This window comes from Stenotrophomonas sp. 2694, from assembly GCF_040548715.1.
In the GTDB taxonomy this organism is placed as follows: Bacteria; Pseudomonadota; Gammaproteobacteria; order Xanthomonadales; family Xanthomonadaceae; genus Stenotrophomonas; species Stenotrophomonas indicatrix.
The window spans coordinates 1-17,167 of the sequence record NZ_JBEPSG010000010.1; the positions used below are offsets into that span (position 1 = coordinate 1).

Genomic DNA, 17,167 nt, shown 5'->3' on the forward strand with positions numbered 1-17,167 from the left:
GCCGATGGTAGTGTGGCCTAAGCCATGCGAGAGTAGGTCATCGCCAGGGTTTATACCCAAAAACCCCGCTGCTCACGCAGCGGGGTTTTTCTTTGCGCGCGAGAAACTGAAGGTAGTGCCGGCCGGTGGCCGGCAACCTCATGAACATCACGCGGCTGCACGTGCCAGCCGGCCAGCGGCCGGCACTACCGGGTCCCAGCACTCACGCACAAAAAAGCGGCGCCCAAGGGCGCCGCTTTCTTTGGAACTCAACGGCTGGGGGACTTACTTCGCCGCAGCGGCCGGTGCCTTGGCCTTCATCATCGTGTCGCGGGCAGCCTTGAACGGATTGCCTTCGTACCAGTTGGGCCAACGATCGCCGCCGGCCAGTTCCTTGCCGACGCCATACATCAGCTGCAGGTCCTCGACCGTGCCATCCAGCTTCCAGGTGGCCGGGTCATACTCGTCCTTCGGGCCGTGGTAACGGTTGGAACCGTAGTCCGCGGCCGCCTTGCGGCCAGCCTCGACACCGCCGTCGCGCAGGTCCTCACCGCCGTCGGCGTACAGCGCCGGCACACCCGCCTTGGCGAAGTTGAAGTGATCCGAACGGAAGTAGAAGCCGCTCTGCACCGAGGTCTCGCCGTGCAGGGTGCGATCCTGGGCTGCAGCCAGCGGCTTGAGGATGTCTTCCAGCTCCGAACTGCCGAAGCCGGTCACCGTCACGTCCTTGGCACGACCGGCCACCGACATCGCGTCGATGTTGATGACACCGGCGATCTTGTCCAGCGGGAAGGTCGGGTGGGCGACGTAGTACTTCGAACCCAGCAGGCCGGATTCTTCCAGGGTCACCGCCAGGAACACCACCGAACGTTCCGGCTTCGGTTCCTGATGGGCCATCGCTTCGGCCACCTCAAGGATGCCGGCCACGCCGGTCGCGTTGTCGACGGCACCGTTGTAGATGTTGTCGCCCTGTTCGCCCTCATGCTTGCCGAGGTGGTCCCAGTGCGCCATGTACAGCACGGCCTCATCGGCACGCTTGCTGCCAGGCAGCACGCCCACAACGTTGCGCGACTGCTTCTGCGCGACCTTGCTTTTCAGGTCCACCGAAGCGGTTGCCTTCAGCGGTACCGGCTTGAAGCCGGGCTTGCTGGCGTCCTTGTAGGCCCGGTCCAGATCCAGCCCGGCGCCGGCGAACAGGGCCTTGGCCGCGTCGGCGCTCAACCAGCCCTGTACCGGCAGGCGCGGCTCTGCATCGTCCTTGGCCGGCAGGTCGTACTGCGGGCCGGCCCAGGAGTTCTTCACCACGTCCCAACCGTACGAAGCGCCCGCGGTGTCATGCACGATCAGCGCGGCAGCAGCTCCCTTGCGCGCAGCTTCCTCGAACTTGTAGGTCCAGCGGCCGTAGTAGGTCATGCGCTTGCCGTCGAACAGCTTTTCGTCATCGACATGGAAGCCCGGGTCGTTGACGAACATGACCACCGTCTTGCCCTTCCAGTCCTGGCCGGCGTAATCGTTCCACTTCTGCTCCGGTGCATCCACGCCGTAGCCGACGAATACGAGGTCGCTGGCATCGACCTTCACTTCTGTCTGGCCGGTACGGGTGCCCACCACCATGTCGGTGCCGAACTTCAGTTCGCGGGTCTTGCCGCCCTGGGTGAGGGTGAGCACGGTCGATTCATCGGCCGTGGTCTCGGTCATCGGCACGTCCTGGAACCAGCTGTCGCCGTTGCCGGGCTGCAGGCCGATGCGCTGCATCTGGTCGCGGATGTAGTTGACCGTCAGTTCTTCGCCCTTGCTGCCGGGCGAGCGGCCTTCGAACTCGTCAGAGGCCAGGGTCTTCACCATCTCGGCGAAGTCGGCGGCGTTGATCGCCGCTGAGAAGGTGTGCGTGGCCGGCTTGGCGGCGCTGTCGACGCTGGGCGCCGGAGCCGGGGTGTCTTCGCCTTTGCAGGCGCTGAGCGCGGCCGCGGCGGCCAGGCACAGGAGGAGTTTGCGGGGCATCATCGGTTCCTGGAAACACAAGGGACGGCCACGCAGCACGCGCGACCGGTAGCGGGGAGTATCGCCCAAGCCGCAGGCTCAGTCGGCCGGGGCGGTATCGGTATCGAAGGGGATCGGATCGGCGCCGGTGACCGGGCCGATGCGCGCACTGCGGTGGACGTACAGCACCACCTCGCGCTCGAACAGCAGGCTGCCGTTGACCACGGCATTCGGCCCGATGATGACCCGCGGCTTGCGACTGGCCGTCAGCGAGACGCTGAAGTTCGGCTTGCGCACATGCACGCCACCGCCGACCTGTGAGCCGATGCCGACGGTGATGTCGCCGTTGACGGTCTCCACGTCCTTGCGCACGCGGCTGCCGACCAGGCCGATACCACCGTTGACGGTTTCCACGCCGCCTTCGATCTGGCTGCCCTGGTCGCTGAAGATGCTGCCGTTGACCGTGCTGACATCGCCGTGGGCCGTCACTTCGCGACCCAGGCGGATGCCGCCGTTGACGGTCTCGATGCTGCCCGTGCGCGCACGATCGGCGACCTTGACGCCGCCGTTGACGGTGTCGATGCTGCCGGTTTCCACGCCTTCGCCGACACGGATGCCACCATTGACGGTGTCCAGCTTGCCGTAGCGCTGGCCCGGATCGGCGCTGATGCTGCCGTTGACCTTGCTCACGTCTGCCTGGGCCCAGGCCGGGCCACTGGCCAGCGCAATGCCCAACAGCAGCGGAATGGAGAGAGCTTTCATGGGGACCTCGTTGTTGTGCGGCTGGCAGGCCGCGTGCGGAGATGTCACCATTCCCTGCACGTCTCCGCATCTGCCTGAAGTCACTGGAAAGCCCTTGCGCAACAACGTCTTCCCCTCACGCCGGCATCACATCGCCACCCTGCGCGGTGGACGTTGCCTGTTGCTGGGAATGGCGCTGGCCCTGGCGCTGCCATTGCCGGGTGCGGCGCAGACCCCTTCGGCCCGCGAGGCCGAACGCAAGCTGCAGAAGCTGCGCACCGAACTGAAGGGCGTGGCGCAGGAGCGCCGGCAGATCGAGGGCCAGCGCGGACAGGCGTCACAGCAGCTGCGCGAGGCCGATGAAAAGGTGGCACGCAGTGGTCGTGCGCTGGCCCAGACCGAATCGGCGCTGCGCGAGCAGACCCAGGCGCTGGCCCAGGCCGAACAGCGGCGCAATGCACTGCAGTCCAACCTGGAAAAGCAGAATCGCGAACTGGCCGGACTGCTGCGCGCGGCCTACCAGCTTGGCAACCACGCGCCGTTGAAGCTGCTGCTTTCGCAGGACACGGTGGCCGATGCCAACCGTGCGCTGGCCTATCACCGCTACCTGCAGCGCGAGCGCGCGCAGCGCATCACCACGCTGACGGCCGACCTCAAGGAACTGGAGACGCTGCAGGCACAGATCGCCCAGCGCCAACAGCAGTTGCAGGGCACTCACCGCGACCAGAAGCAGCAGGTCGCCACGCTCGCGTCGGACCGTCGCGAGCGTGCGCAGACCGTCGCTTCGCTGGAAGAGCGCTTCAAGGACAAGCGCGAGAAGGAACAGGCACTGGGCCAGGACGCCAAGGCGCTGGAAACCCTGCTGGCCAACCTGCGCGCTGCCGCGGCCCGTGCCGAGGCCGAGCGCCGTGCCGCCGCCCGCAAGGCCGCTGCGGAGAAGGCCGCTGCCGAAAAGGCCGCACGCCAGGCCAAGGCCGAAGGCCGTCCGGCACCGGCAACCAAGATCCCGCCGGCCGTGGCCTCGGCACCAGCGCCCAAGGTGGGTGGCCTGGGCTGGCCACTGTCGGGCAATCTGCTGGCCCGCTATGGCGGCAAGCTGCCGGATGGCCGTACCAGCAGTGGCGTGTTGATCGGCGCCCCCGCCGGAAGCACCGTCACCGCCGTGGCCGACGGTACCGTGGTGTTCTCCGATTGGATGACCGGCTACGGCATGATCCTGATCGTCGACCATGGCAACGGCTACATGAGCCTGTACGCGCACAACGACACCCTGCTGAAGGATGCCGGTGCGCGGGTCAGCCGTGGCGATGCAGTGGCCAAGGTCGGCAACTCCGGTGGCCAGGGCGTGACGGCGCTGTACTTCGAGCTGCGCCGCGGCGGACAACCGGTCAATCCGGACAGCTGGCTGCAGCGGCGCTGAATTCCGCCTGGCCGCAGCAGGGCGGATTCAACGGGAATTTAGCCACGCTTCGCGCATAATCGGTGCATGTGCCTTGGGCACGATGCCATCGTCGACAGGAGTGATCCATGCGCGCAGCCCGTACCGCCACCCTCTTGCTGGCTCTGTTGCCGGCCCTGTCCTGGGCACAGCAGATCGCCCCCGTCCCGTTGAAGGAAACTCCCGGGAAGGCGGCGAGCAGCGAGGAGGCGGTGACCTCGAAGGTGCCGCTGGATGACATCCGGCGCTTCGTGGCCGTCTACAACGCGGTGCGCGCGGCCTACGTCGATCCGGTCGATGACAACAAGCTGATGCAGTCGGCTGTGCGTGGCCTGCTGCTCGACCTCGATCCGCACAGCACCTACTTCAACAAGGAAGATGCCGAGGCGTTCGACGAACAGGCCAATGGCGCCTATGAAGGCATCGGCGTGGAGCTGCAGCAGCAGCCGGACAACGCCAGCATGAAGGTGATCTCGCCGATCGACGACACGCCGGCGGCCAAGGCCGGCATCCTCGCCGGCGACCTGATCATCGCCATCGATGGCAAGCCGATCAGCGCGATTGATGCCAGCGAACCGCTGCGCGGCCCGGCGGGCAGCAAGGTGGTGCTGACCATCGTCCGCGACGGCAAGCCCAAGCCCTTCGACGTCAGCCTGACCCGGCAGACGATCCGCGTGACCAGCGTGCGCAGCCGCCTGCTGGAACCGGGTTATGGCTACATCCGCCTGAGCACGTTCCAAGCCGACACCGGCTCTGATTTCCAGAAGCACCTGCAGCAGCTGCAGAAGCAGTCCGGCGGCAACCTCAAGGGGCTGGTGCTGGATCTGCGCAGCAATCCGGGTGGTCTGCTGACCGCTGCGGTGCAGGTGGCCGATGATCTGCTCGACAAGGGCAACATCGTCAGCACCCGCGGCCGCATCAGCATCAGCGATGCACGCTTCGACGCAACCCCGGGCGACCTGCTGAAGGGCGCGCCAGTGGTGGTATTGGTCGATGCCGGTTCGGCCAGTGCATCGGAAGTGCTGGCCGGCGCACTGCGCGACAACAAGCGCGCGCGCGTGATCGGCAGCCGCACCTTCGGCAAGGGGTCGGTGCAGACCGTGCTGCCGCTGGACAACGGCGATTCGGTGAAGCTGACCACGGCGCGCTACTACACACCCAGCGGTAAATCGATCCAGGCCACCGGTATCGTGCCGGAAGTGGAACTGAAGGCAGCACCGCGTCCGGAAGACGAGGCATTGCCGGCCAGCCTGAGTGACTACAGTGAAGCGACGCTGCCGGGCCACCTGCGCGGTGACGAGGAAGGCACCGAGGGCTACCACGCAGGCGCCGTGTTGCCGGGCGATGGCCCGATCAACGATGCACTGGCCGAACTGAAGAACCCGGGTTCGGTTGCGGCGCGCTTGAAGGCAGAAGCTGCGAAGGCCGAAGCGGACAGGGCAGCAAAGGCCGCCGCCAAGCCTGCACCGAAGGCGGAGCCCAAGGCTGAAGCAAAGCCGGAAGCCAAGCCGGAAGCAAAGCCGGAAGCCAAGCCGGAAGCCAAGCCCGAAGCCAAGCCCGAAGCCAAGCCCGAAGCCAAGCCTGCAGAGATCCCGGCCAAGCCTTGATTGCGTAGGGTCGAGCCATGCTCGACTGATGTGCGGACACCGCCCGAGCATGGCTCGGGCGTTTCGCAGAATGCAGCAAGCGGACGCTAGAACCCGTGCCGCTTGCGCAGACGCCGCGCGATCGCCGCGCGCACGTACATGCCGTACACCACGCCGAACACGAAGCCCCCGATGTGCGCCCACCAGGCGACCATGCCGAAGGTCGGGCCGATGTAGGCGAACACCACCTGCAGCGCCGCCCACACACCGATCAGCAGATAGGCCGGGGCGCGCACGAACTCCAGGAACAGCCCCAGCGGGATCACCACGCCCAGGCGCGCGCCGGGGAACAGCGCCAGATAGGCACCGATCAGCGCCGACACCGCACCGCTGGCGCCGATGATGATCTGGTCCGGGCTGCCCATGGTGTAGATCGCGACCAGGTTGGAGATCGCCCCGCCCACCAGGAACAGCAGCAGCAACCGCCACGGGCCCAGCACCCGCTCGGCCGGCAGGCCGAAGATCAGCAGGAACACCAGGTTGCCCAGCAGGTGCGACCAGTCGGCGTGCAGGAACAGGGCGGTGAACAGGCGCAGCACGCTGCCGTCCTGCAGCGTTGCCCACCAGTCCAGCGGGTGGGTCAGGCCGGTGGACAGGGCGCCCCAGTCCAGCCACAGGCTTCCGCGGGCATCGTCCGGGCGCGAGATCGACCACAGGAATGCCAGCCACAGTGCCGCAAACAGCACGGGTGTAGCCCAGCGCAGGGTCGCCTTCTTGCGCGAGGGGAGGGAGACAAACATGGCACTAGCCTAGCGTGCGGGCGCTTTTGGCGGGGAGGGAGCCTGTTCAGCTTTTGCGACGAAGAATGCGCCAGCGCTGTTATTGTTTCATTAACGGCTCTGGGTAATACTCGCATACGGCGTCGTATGTCGGGAGGGGAATCCGGCGCGCTTCGAAAGGCCATCCGGCCTGTCGGGCGCAGGCGCACTTAGAGCACCATCACCGCTTACCGGAGAGAGAACTACGATGCAAACTGCTTCTACCATTGCCCGCCTGACCCTGCTGGCCGTCGGCGTTGCCGGTGCGCTGGCCGCCGCCGACGCCAATGCCGCCGCCTTCCAGCTGAAGGAAAACAGCGCCAAGGGCCTGGGCCGCGCCTTCGCTGGTTCCACCTCTGCCGAAGGCGATGCCTCGGTGGTCGCTACCAACCCGGCCTCGATGCGCCTGCTGGAAGGCACCCAGATCCAGGGTGACGTCAGCGCCATCAGCTTCGGCGCCAAGTTCCGCGGCGAAGGCCGCTATGCCAACGGCGCTCCGATTTCCGGCGGCAACGGCGGCGACGCCGGCATGATCGCTCCGGTTCCGGCCGCGTACTTCCACGTGCCGTTAGGCGAGAAGGACAACATGCACTTCGGCGTGTCGCTGACCGTGCCGTTCGGCTTCAAGACCGAATACGACCGTGACTGGGTCGGCCGCTACAACGGCGTCAAGACCGAACTGCAGGCCATCGACCTGGGTGCGGCCTTCTCCTACGACGTCAACCCGTACCTGTCGTTCGGTGCGTCGGTGTTCGCCGAGCGCCTGAATGTCGACCTGACCAGCGCCGTCGACGGCGGTACCGCCATCAACGCCAGCGCCCAGCAGCGCGCTGCCGCCGCTGCACTGGCCGCTGGCCGCACCCCGGCACAGGCCCAGGCCGCTGCCCAGGCCGCTGGCCGCCAGGCCGCACAGCTCGGCTTCTCGCCGGGTACCGCTGATGGTTACCTGCGCATCAAGGGCGACGAAGTGTCCGTCGGCTACACCCTGGGCATGACCGTCAGCCCGGTGGAAGGCACCAACATCGCCTTCAGCTACCGCTCGGAAGTCGAACACAAGATCACCGACGGCAAGGCCGACTTCACCATGACCCCGGCTGCTGCCGCGTTCCTGGCGCAGGCTGCTCCGGGCACCTTCGTTGACAGCAACGGCCGCGCGACCATCACCCTGCCGGCCAGCGCCACCGTCAGCTTCACGCACCGCGTGAACGACCAGTGGAAGATCATGGCCGACGTGTCGCGCACCGCATGGAGCAAGTTCGACGAAGTGCGCGTCGACTACGACTCCAACCAGCCCGACAGCGTGCTGCCGTTCCACTACCGCGACACCACCTTCGCTTCGATCGGTACCGAGTACCGTCTGAACGAGCAGCTGACCCTGCGTGGCGGTCTGGCCTATGACCAGACCCCGACCACCGACGCCCACCGTGACGTCCGCGTGCCGGATACCACCCGCAAGTGGCTGTCGCTGGGCCTGACCTGGGCGCCGTCGGAGAAGATGGAATACAGCGTGGGCTACACCCACCTGTTCACCAAGGATCCGAACATCAACTCGACCTCCGCTACCGCCAACAACGTTGTCGGCAAGTACAAGGTCACCGGCGACGTGCTGGCTGCGTCGATGCAGTACAAGTTCTGATTCCGGCGATTGCCTGAAGCAGTACGAAGGAGGCCCCGCGCAAGCGGGGCTTTCTTTTTTCCGGGGATCTGCATCCACGCATGGCGTGGATCTACGCGACAATGGCCTGATGGCCGATCGCCGATACCTGAAGAAGATGACCCGCTACTGGGCCGCCGAAGAGGCGAGGGCCACCGTGGCGCTGCAGGATGCGCTCGCATCGGAATGGTTCGACTACTGGCATACCCACTTGGACTGGAAGGGGCGTGGCAATCGCCATGGCAGTGATCGCACCGCCGTTGCCGCCGCGTTGCTGCGGCTGCTCGAGCGCGCGGTGGCCTGCAGGCGGCAGGACACCCAGTGCTGGGTGGTGTTGGCGCCGGATAGCGGCCAGAGCGCGCTGTTCCTGCATTCGCCGAATCCGCAGGGAACGCCTTGGCCGCATCCGTTCGATGGCGTGACCTGGGATATCGAAGCACCGGATTGGCTCGCGCCTGTGATGGCGCCGCACCATCAACTGGGCCGCTGGGGTAGCGCAGCGCCCCGGCTGCTGGTGCGCGTGCGCGCTTGATTTCCATCCACGCATGGCGTGGATCTACTGGCTCAATCCCGCGGGGCGCGGATCTACGCGACAATAGCGCGATGAACCTGTCCGACCCGAACTTCCAGCTGGAGCTGGCTGCCAACATCGCCGTTGCCGGCTCGATCCTGCTGGCCGGCCGCAACAACGTGCATACGTGGTGGCTGGGCATCGTCGGCTGCGCGTTGTTCGCTGCGGTGTTCGAGCGCTCCCACCTGTACGCGGACATGGTCCTGCAGTTCTTCTTCGTGGTCATCAGCGTGTTCGGCTGGTGGCAGTGGCTGCGTGGTGACCATGGCGCGCCGTTGCCCATCACCCGCTTGCCAGCACGCGCGTGGAGCTGGCTGCTGCCGTTGGCGGTGCTGGCGACCTTCGGTTACGGCTGGATGCTGACCCGGCTGACCAATGCGTATGCGCCCTACATCGACTCGGCGGTGCTGGTGCTGAGCGTGATCGCACAGATCCTGATGATGCGGCGCAAGCTGGAATCGTGGTGGGTGTGGCTGCTGGTCAACACCATCGCGGTGCCGCTGTACTACAGCCGCGGGCTGCAACTGACCTCGATCCTGTACGTCGGTTTCTGGATCAACGCGCTGGTGGCGCTGCGTCACTGGCGGCACCTGATGCGCGCCGAAGCGGATACGGGCAGGGCGGCCGATGGCATTGCCTGAGCGGGTACCGCGCGGGTTGGTGGTCGGCAAGTTCTGCCCGCTCCACCTCGGCCACGAGCGCCTGATCGAATTTGCTTCTGCCCGCTGCACCCAGCTGCTGGTGATCGGCTGGTCGCAGCCGGGCTTTGCCGGCTACAGCGCAGAGCGCCGCGAGCGCTGGCTGCGCGCGCGCTTTCCGCAAGCGACGGTGGCGGTGCTGGATGATGCGCGGCTGGCGGCGTTGTGCAGGCAACAGGGTGTTCCCGTACGTGCGCTGCCGCAGGACAAGGACAGTGAGCAGGTGCAACGCGCGTTCACCGCATGGCTGTGCGTGGCGTTGTTTGGCGGACCGGTGCAGGCTGTTTTCACCGGTGAAGACTACGGCGATGGTTTCGCTGCAGCCCTGGCGCAGCATTTCAATGCGCCGGTGCAGCACCATCGGCTGGAGCGTTCGACCGACATCGGTCAGGCCAGTGGTACCGAACTGCGCGCCGATCCGCATGCGCATCGACAGGGCCTGAGCCGGTCGGTCTATGCCGACCATGTGCAGCGGGTGGCCTTCATCGGCGGTGAGTCAACGGGCAAGAGCACGCTGGCGCGGGTGCTGGCCGAGCGCCTGGGTACGGCATGGGTGCCGGAGTTCGGGCGTACGTTGTGGGAGCAGCAGGGCGGCGAGCTGCAGGCGCAGGATCTGCTGCGTATCGCTGCGACCCAGCCGCAGCACGAGCACCAGGCCGCGCAGCATGCATATCGCTGGGTGTTCTGCGATACCACGCCGTTGGTGACGCTGGGCTACAGCGGCTGGATGTTCGGCACTGCGCCCGAACCACTGCAGCGGGCCGCGGCGCGTGCGTACGACCTGCTGTTCCTGTGCGCCCCGGATATCCCGTTCGAGCAGGATGGAACGCGTGTGGGTGAGGAGTTCCGCATGCGCCAACACGCGTGGTATCTGCAGCAGTTGCAGGCGCGAGGAATGGCGTATGTGCTGCTGGAAGGCGATCTGGAGATGCGTATCGCGCGGGTGCTGGAGGAATTGGTGAGGCGTGCGGACAACCGGTTCAGTGTGCTGGCGGAATGAGTTGCCAGGGGCTGGCAGGCCCGCATCCGCCCAACATGAAAAAACCCCGCTTTCGCGGGGTTTTTCGTTTTGCTGCATGACGCCTGGGATCAGTCGCCCAAGGTCAGCAGCGAGGCATTGCCGCCGGCAGCGGTGGTGTTCACCGTCACCGTCTTTTCGGTGGCGAAGCGCAGCAGGTAGTGCGGGCCGCCGGCCTTGGGGCCGGTGCCGGACAGGCCCTGGCCGCCGAACGGCTGCACGCCGACCACCGCACCGATCTGGTTGCGGTTGACGTAGACGTTGCCGACGTGGACGCCGTTGCTGATGCGGTCGACGGTTTCGTCGATGCGCGAATGCACGCCCAGGGTCAGGCCATAGCCGGTGGCGTTGATCTGGTCGATCACCGCGTCGAGCTGGTCGCCCTTCCAGCGGATCACGTGCAGGACCGGCCCGAAGATTTCCTTCTGCAGCTGGCCCAGGTCCTTCAGTTCGTACGCACGCGGTGCGAAGAAGGTGCCGTTGGCCGCTTCGGCGGACAGTTCGGCCGCTGCGATCAGGCGCGCTTCGCGGTCCATGCGCACGGCGTGGTCCTGCAGGATCTTCAGTGCATCGGCGTCGATCACCGGGCCGACGTCGGTGGACAGCAGACCGGGGTTGCCGACCTTCAGTTCCTTCATCGCACCGGCCAGCATGGTCATCACCTTGTCGGCGATGTCGTCCTGCACGAACAGCACGCGCGCGGCCGAGCAGCGCTGGCCGGCCGAGGTGAAGGCCGAACCGATCGCGTCCTTGACCAGCTGTTCCGGCAGCGCCGAGGAGTCGGCGATGAAGGCATTCTGGCCGCCGGTTTCGGCGATCAGCACGCCGATGGCGGCGTCACGTGCAGCCATCGCGCGGTTGATCGCACGGGCGGTGTCGGTGGAGCCGGTGAAGGCCACGCCGGCCACGCGCGGGTCGGCGGTCAGCGCGGCACCGACGGTGGCGCCGTCGCCCGGCAGGAACTGCACCACGTCGGTCGGCACGCCGGCATCGTGCAGCAGCTTCACCGCGTAATAGCCGATCAGGTTGGTCTGCTCGGCCGGCTTGGCGATGACGCTGTTGCCGGCGGCCAGTGCCGCAGCCACCTGGCCCAGGAAGATCGCCAGCGGGAAGTTCCACGGGCTGATGCAGACGAACACGCCGCGGCCATGCAGCTGCAGTTCGTTGGATTCGCCGGTCGGGCTGGGCAGCTTCTCGGCGTGACTGAACTGCTCGCGTGCCTGCTTGGCGTAGTAGCGCAGGAAGTCCACGGCTTCGCGTACTTCGGCGATGCCGTCGGGCAGGCTCTTGCCGGCTTCCTTCACGCACAGCGCCATGAATTCGGGCATGCGCGCTTCCAGCTGGTCGGCGGCGTGCTCGAGGATGGCGGCGCGGCTGGCGGCCGGGGTGCGGTTCCAGGCCGGCTGTGCGGCCACGGCATTGGCCAGCGCCTTCTGCACGGTGGCGGCATCGGCCGCCTGCCACTGGCCGACCACTTCACGGGTGTCGGCCGGGTTGGTCACCGGCAGCGAGGCACCGGTCGGGTTCGCGCCCGGCACCAGCGGTGCGGCCTGCCAAGGCTTCACTGCAGCGTTGAGCTGCTCGGCCAGGGCGCGCAGTTCGTTGTCGTTGGCGAGGTTGGCGCCCATGGAATTCTTCCTGTCGTGGTTCTGGCTGCGCAGCAGGTCAACCGGCAGCGGGATCTTGGGATGCGGAATCGATTCGAACGAGGACACCATCTCAACCGGATCGCGGACCAGGTCGGCGATCGGCACGCGCTCGTCGGTGATGCGGTTGACGAAGCTGGAGTTGGCGCCGTTTTCCAGCAGGCGACGCACCAGGTACGGCAGCAGGTCTTCATGCGAGCCGACCGGCGCGTACACGCGGCAGGGCAGGCCAAGGCGATCGGCCGGCACTACTTCGGCGTAGAGGTCATCACCCATGCCGTGCAGCTTCTGGTGCTCGTAGACGCCACCGTTGGCGATGCTGCGCACTGCGGCGATGGTGTGCGCGTTGTGCGTGGCGAACATCGGGTAGATCGCGTCGGCATGGGTAAACAGACGCTTGGCACACGCCAGGTAGGACACGTCGGTGTTCTGCTTGCGGGTGAACACCGGGTAGCCGGCATAGCCTTCGATCTGCGCGCGCTTGATCTCGGCGTCCCAGTAGGCACCCTTGACCAGGCGCACCTGCAGGCGACGACCGGCGCGACGCGCCATGTCGGCCAGGTGGTCGATCGTGTACGGCGTACGCTTCTGGTAAGCCTGCACGACCACGCCGAAGCCATCCCAGCCGGCCAGCGAGGCATCGCCGAACACCTGCTCGATGATGTCCAGCGACAGTTCCAGGCGATCGGACTCTTCGGCGTCGACGGTGCAGCCGATGCCGTAGCTCTTGGCCAGCTGCGCCAGTTCCAGCACGCCGGGCACCAGGTCCTTCAGCACGCGCGCGCGCTTGGCGTGCTCGTAGCGCGGGTACAGCGCCGACAGCTTGATCGAGATGCCCGGTGCGTTGTTGACGTCGCCATCGGCACGGCCACCACGCGACTTGTGGTCACCACCGATGGCGTGGATCGCACGACGGTAGTCTTCCAGGTAACGCAGGGCGTCCTTCATGGTCAGCGCGCCTTCGCCGAGCATGTCGAACGAGTAGCGGTAGCTGGCGCTGTCGCCCTTGTGCGAGCGTGCCAGCGCTTCGCCGATGGTGCGGCCCATGACGAACTGGTGGCCCATGATCTTCATCGCCTGGCGCACGGCCAGGCGTACCACCGGCTCACCGACGCGGCCGACCAGGCGCTTGAACGCGCTGGGCGCATCGGCGCGGGTGGCGTCGTTCATCTGCACCAGCTTGCCGGTCAGCATCAGGCCCCAGGTGGAGGCGTTGACCAGCACCGAGTCGCTGCCGCCCAGGTGTTTTTCCCAGTCGGCATCGGCCAGCTTGTCGCGGATCAGCTTGTCGGCGGTCTCCTGGTCCGGAATGCGGAGCAGCGCCTCGGCCACGCACATCAGCAGCACGCCTTCCTCGCTGCCCAGGTCGTACTGGCGCATGAAGGCTTCGATCGCGCCCTGGTCCTTGGCGCGCACACGCACCCGGGCGACCAGGTCGGCGGCCAGCGCCTGCACCTTGGCCTGCTCGTCGGCCGGCAGGCGTGCCTGCGCCAGCAGTTCGCGCACATGGCTGGCCTCGTCCTTCAGCCAACCATCGGTGATGGCCTGGCGGAACGGGTTGGGGGACGCCGGCAGTTCCGGCGACAGCAGCGCCGAGTGACGCGGGGCGTCGCTGGCGGCAATGGGAGAGGAGGGTGCGTTCATGCCGGTCCGGCCAGTGGAAAACTTGGCGATTTTAATCATTTTTTCGACTTCAGGAAGGCCCGCGCAGCCACCTTCATGAATGCTGATAGCCCCTAGCGGTGGTGGATTCAGCGTGTTCAGCAAAGTCGGGCCTTTTTGTGCCGAATTCGTCATTCGTGCCGCTGGGCCCATGCTGTATTGCAGCATCGGAAAAAGTGTGAATGCACCCTTGCTACCGGCGAGAGGGCAGGGCTACCATCGAGACGTTTCCCGCGGCAGGAACGCGGTTGCGACATGATCGAGGTGCTTACAGCTCCGGATGGGTCAGGTACGCAGCTGCGACTGCGTCCCCCACGGGCGCTCGATGCCCGGCAGTTCGTCCTGTTGTTTGCTGTGTTGTCGGGAGTGATGTGGCTGGTGTCCGCCTTCGGGTGGGTGGCCGGCAACGCATTCGCCCCCCTGTTCGCGCTGCTGTACAGCCTGTTGCTGGCAGCTGCGTTGCGCGCGTTGTGGCGCAGTGGTGAACGGCAGGAGGAAATCCGGGTAGTGCCGGCGTGCGTGGAGGTCATCCCCGTGCCCGGTGGATCGCCGGTGTTCCGGGCTCATCCGCACTGGGTGCGCCTGCTCACCGACGACCAGAGGGTCCGGCTGGCATCCAGCGGCCGGCAGGTGGAGGTGGGGAGTTTCCTCGCGCCGGCCGAACGTCAAACGCTTGTTGAAACGCTTGAAGATTTGCTCGCCGCCAGCGATGGCGGCAACCGACGACGCTAAGGGTCTAGGCAATGAAGCAAAGCAGAGGGTGGGGCACGAAGTGCGTTGCAATGGCCGCCGCGATGGGGGCCCTGCTGTCGATGCCGGGGACGGCGCTGGCCCAGGCGGCCGATCCAAAACCGTGGCAGTTGAACATGGGCAAGGGGGTGACCCAGACCTCGCGCCTGGCCTGGGAATCGAACAACCTTTCGCTGATCGTCTGTACGGTGATCGGCGTGATCGTGTTCGGCGCGATGGCCTACGCGATGTTCAAGTTCCGCAAGTCCAAGGGCGCGGTCGCTGCCACCTTCAGCCACAACACCAAGGCCGAAGTCATCTGGACGGTGATCCCGGTGATCATCCTGGTGGTGATGGCGTGGCCGGCCACGGCCAACCTGATCAAGATGTACGACACCCGCGATGCCGAGATGACGGTCAAGGTCACCGGCTACCAGTGGATGTGGAAGTACGAGTACCTGGGCGAGAACGTGACCTTCACCAGCCGCCTGGACCGCGAGTCCGACCGCATGCGGCAGAGTGGCAAGGTGCCGACCCGCGAGAGCCATCCGCACTACCTGCTGGATGTCGACAACCGGCTGGTACTGCCGGTGGACACCAAGGTGCGCTTCGTCATCACCTCCGACGATGTGATCCACGCCTGGTGGGTGCCGGCGCTGGGCTGGAAGCAGGACGCCATTCCCGGCTTCATCAACGAAGCCTGGACCAGCATCGAGCAGCCCGGTGTCTACCGCGGCCAGTGCGCGGAGCTGTGCGGCAAGGACCATGGCTTCATGCCGATCGTGGTCGAGGCGGTGTCCAAGGAAGAATTCAAGCAGTGGCTGGCGCAGCGCAAACCCGCGCCTGCACCGGCAGCGCCTGCCGCGCCCGCCGAACCCACCGCACCTGCCAGTGAAACGCCGGCGCAGCCGGCGGCACCGGCAGCCGCCGAGGCCGGCAACGCGCCTGCGGCGGCGGCCAGCGGAGCCTGATGTAACTGCCCGCGGCCGTATCGCGGCTGCGGCGACAACCGATCCTGAGAGGTGTTTTGCAATGGCGCACTCGGCAGTTGGGCACGACGATCACCATCACCCGCAGAGCTTCTTCGAGCGTTGGTTCTTCTCGACCAACCACAAGGACATCGGCACGCTGTACCTGGGTTTCAGCTTCATCATGTTCGTCATCGGCGCGTTCATGAGCGTGCTGATCCGGCTGGAACTGGCCCAGCCCGGCATCCAGTACATCCGTCCGGAAATCTTCAACCAGCTGACCACCGTACACGCGCTGGTGATGATCTTCGGCGGGGTGATGCCGGCCTTCGTCGGCCTGGCCAACTGGATGATCCCACTGCAGATCGGCGCGCCGGACATGGCGCTGCCGCGCATGAACAACTGGTCGTTCTGGCTGCTGCCGGTGGCCTTCAGCCTGCTGCTGCTGACCTTCCTGCTGCCCGGTGGCGCGCCGGCCGGTGGCTGGACGCTGTACCCGCCGCTGTCGCTGCAGGGCGGCTACAACGTGGCGTTCACCGTGTTCGCCATCCACGTGGCCGGCATCAGTTCGATCATGGGCGCGATCAACATCATCGCCACGGTGCTGAACATGCGCGCGCCCGGCATCGACTTGCTGAAGATGCCGATCTTCTGCTGGGCCTGGCTGATCACCGCGTTCCTGCTGATCGCGGTGATGCCGGTGCTGGCCGGTGCGGTGACGATGCTGCTGACCGACAAGTTCTTCGGCACCAGCTTCTTCAATGCGGCCGGTGGTGGTGACCCGGTGATGTTCCAGCACATCTTCTGGTTCTTCGGCCATCCCGAGGTCTACATCATGATCCTGCCCGCCTTCGGCGTGGTCAGCGAGATTATCCCGACCTTCAGCCGCAAGCCGTTGTTCGGCTACCAGGCGATGGTCTACGCCACTGCGGCGATCGCGTTCCTGTCGTTCATTGTCTGGGCCCACCACATGTTCACCGTGGGCATGCCGCTGGGCGGTGAGATCTACTTCATGTTCGCCACCATGCTGATCTCGATCCCGACCGGGGTGAAGGTGTTCAACTGGGTCAGCACGATGTGGCGCGGTTCGCTGACGTTCGAAGCCCCCATGCTGTGGTCGGTGGCGTTCGTCATCCTGTTCACCATCGGTGGGTTCTCCGGCCTGATGCTGGCGATCGTGGCCGCCGACTTCCAGTATCACGACACCTACTTCGTGGTCGCCCACTTCCACTACGTGCTGGTGACCGGCGCGGTGTTCGCGCTGATCGCGGCGGTGTACTACTGGTGGCCGAAGTGGACCGGGCGCATGTACAGCGAGAAGTGGGCCAAGGTGCACTTCTGGTGGTCGATCGTGTTCGTCAACCTGCTGTTCTTCCCGCAGCATTTCCTGGGCCTGGCCGGCATGCCGCGCCGCATCCCCGATTACTCGGTGGCGTTCGCCGACTGGAACCTGATCAGCTCGATCGGTGCGTTCGGCATGTTCGCCACGCCGTTCATGATGGCTGCGATCCTGCTGTCCTCGCTGCGCAATGGCGAGAAGGCCGAGGCCCGCTCCTGGGAAGGCGCGCGCGGTCTGGAGTGGACGCTGCCGTCGCCGGCACCGGCGCACACCTTCACCACGCCGCCGACCATCCGCCCGGGTGACCTGGCCCACGACGATATCGGTCATTGAGGTGATG

General features: G+C 66.1%; 13 protein-coding genes. 9 read left to right on the top strand and 4 right to left on the bottom strand.

Going from position 1 to position 17,167, the window contains the following annotated elements; translation table 11 throughout:
• Positions 1-264 precede the first annotated feature (264 nt).
• Together ABIA73_RS13160 and ABIA73_RS13165 are read right to left on the bottom strand one after the other, a co-directional pair.
• Complete coding sequence (locus ABIA73_RS13160) at positions 265-1,980, bottom strand: M28 family metallopeptidase (RefSeq protein WP_025878310.1); 1,716 nt, start codon at positions 1,978-1,980, stop codon at positions 265-267.
• 78 nt (positions 1,981-2,058) lie between these two features.
• Complete coding sequence (locus ABIA73_RS13165; RefSeq protein WP_032975637.1) at positions 2,059-2,721, bottom strand: DUF4097 family beta strand repeat-containing protein; 663 nt, start codon at positions 2,719-2,721, stop codon at positions 2,059-2,061.
• A gap of 94 nt (positions 2,722-2,815) precedes the next feature.
• Here ABIA73_RS13165 and ABIA73_RS13170 point away from each other — a divergent pair, with 94 nt between their 5' ends.
• Positions 2,816-4,120, top strand: coding sequence for a murein hydrolase activator EnvC family protein (locus tag ABIA73_RS13170; RefSeq protein ID WP_218788465.1), 1,305 nt, complete (start codon positions 2,816-2,818; stop codon positions 4,118-4,120).
• Between the two features lie 107 nt (positions 4,121-4,227).
• Positions 4,228-5,745, top strand: coding sequence for a S41 family peptidase (locus ABIA73_RS13175; protein WP_354275894.1), 1,518 nt, complete (start codon positions 4,228-4,230; stop codon positions 5,743-5,745).
• Between the two features lie 86 nt (positions 5,746-5,831).
• Here the strand turns inward: ABIA73_RS13175 and ABIA73_RS13180 are convergent, their stop codons facing one another.
• Positions 5,832-6,524 (bottom strand): rhomboid family intramembrane serine protease, encoded by a 693-nt coding sequence (locus ABIA73_RS13180; RefSeq protein WP_025878304.1) that lies wholly within the window; start codon positions 6,522-6,524, stop codon positions 5,832-5,834.
• A 226-nt stretch (positions 6,525-6,750) separates the two neighbouring features.
• Here ABIA73_RS13180 and ABIA73_RS13185 point away from each other — a divergent pair, with 226 nt between their 5' ends.
• From ABIA73_RS13185 to ABIA73_RS13200, 4 genes are all read left to right on the top strand, one after another.
• On the top strand, positions 6,751-8,178 hold the full coding sequence (locus ABIA73_RS13185; protein ID WP_354275895.1) for an outer membrane protein transport protein: 1,428 nt from the start codon (positions 6,751-6,753) through the stop codon (positions 8,176-8,178).
• A 109-nt stretch (positions 8,179-8,287) separates the two neighbouring features.
• Positions 8,288-8,728 carry a hypothetical protein gene (locus tag ABIA73_RS13190; RefSeq protein WP_140228272.1) on the top strand — a complete coding sequence of 147 codons (441 nt, stop codon included), beginning with the start codon at positions 8,288-8,290 and terminating at the stop codon, positions 8,726-8,728.
• A 71-nt stretch (positions 8,729-8,799) separates the two neighbouring features.
• Positions 8,800-9,408, top strand: a complete 609-nt coding sequence (pnuC, locus tag ABIA73_RS13195; protein WP_354275896.1) for a nicotinamide riboside transporter PnuC — start codon at positions 8,800-8,802, stop codon at positions 9,406-9,408.
• Entirely contained in the window at positions 9,395-10,465 is a 1,071-nt protein-coding gene (locus ABIA73_RS13200; protein ID WP_354275897.1) for an AAA family ATPase, read from the top strand. Before pnuC ends, ABIA73_RS13200 begins: the two co-directional genes overlap by 14 nt.
• Before the next feature lie 89 nt (positions 10,466-10,554).
• Here the strand turns inward: ABIA73_RS13200 and putA are convergent, their stop codons facing one another.
• The gene (gene putA, locus ABIA73_RS13205) at positions 10,555-13,773 is read right to left on the bottom strand and encodes a bifunctional proline dehydrogenase/L-glutamate gamma-semialdehyde dehydrogenase PutA (protein WP_354275898.1); all 3,219 of its coding nucleotides are present in this window, start codon (positions 13,771-13,773) and stop codon (positions 10,555-10,557) included.
• Between the two features lie 273 nt (positions 13,774-14,046).
• On the opposite strand from putA, the gene ABIA73_RS13210 reads away from it, so the two are divergent.
• The 3 genes from ABIA73_RS13210 to ctaD all read left to right on the top strand — a co-directional run bounded on the left by ABIA73_RS13210 (position 14,047) and on the right by ctaD (position 17,160).
• Positions 14,047-14,523, top strand: coding sequence for a DUF2244 domain-containing protein (locus ABIA73_RS13210; RefSeq protein ID WP_025878297.1), 477 nt, complete (start codon positions 14,047-14,049; stop codon positions 14,521-14,523).
• Positions 14,524-14,534: 11 nt separating this feature from the next.
• Positions 14,535-15,491 (top strand): cytochrome c oxidase subunit II, encoded by a 957-nt coding sequence (gene coxB, locus ABIA73_RS13215; RefSeq protein WP_263930194.1) that lies wholly within the window; start codon positions 14,535-14,537, stop codon positions 15,489-15,491.
• Positions 15,492-15,552: 61 nt separating this feature from the next.
• Positions 15,553-17,160 carry a cytochrome c oxidase subunit I gene (gene ctaD, locus ABIA73_RS13220; RefSeq protein WP_025878294.1) on the top strand — a complete coding sequence of 536 codons (1,608 nt, stop codon included), beginning with the start codon at positions 15,553-15,555 and terminating at the stop codon, positions 17,158-17,160.
• Positions 17,161-17,167 lie beyond the last annotated feature (7 nt).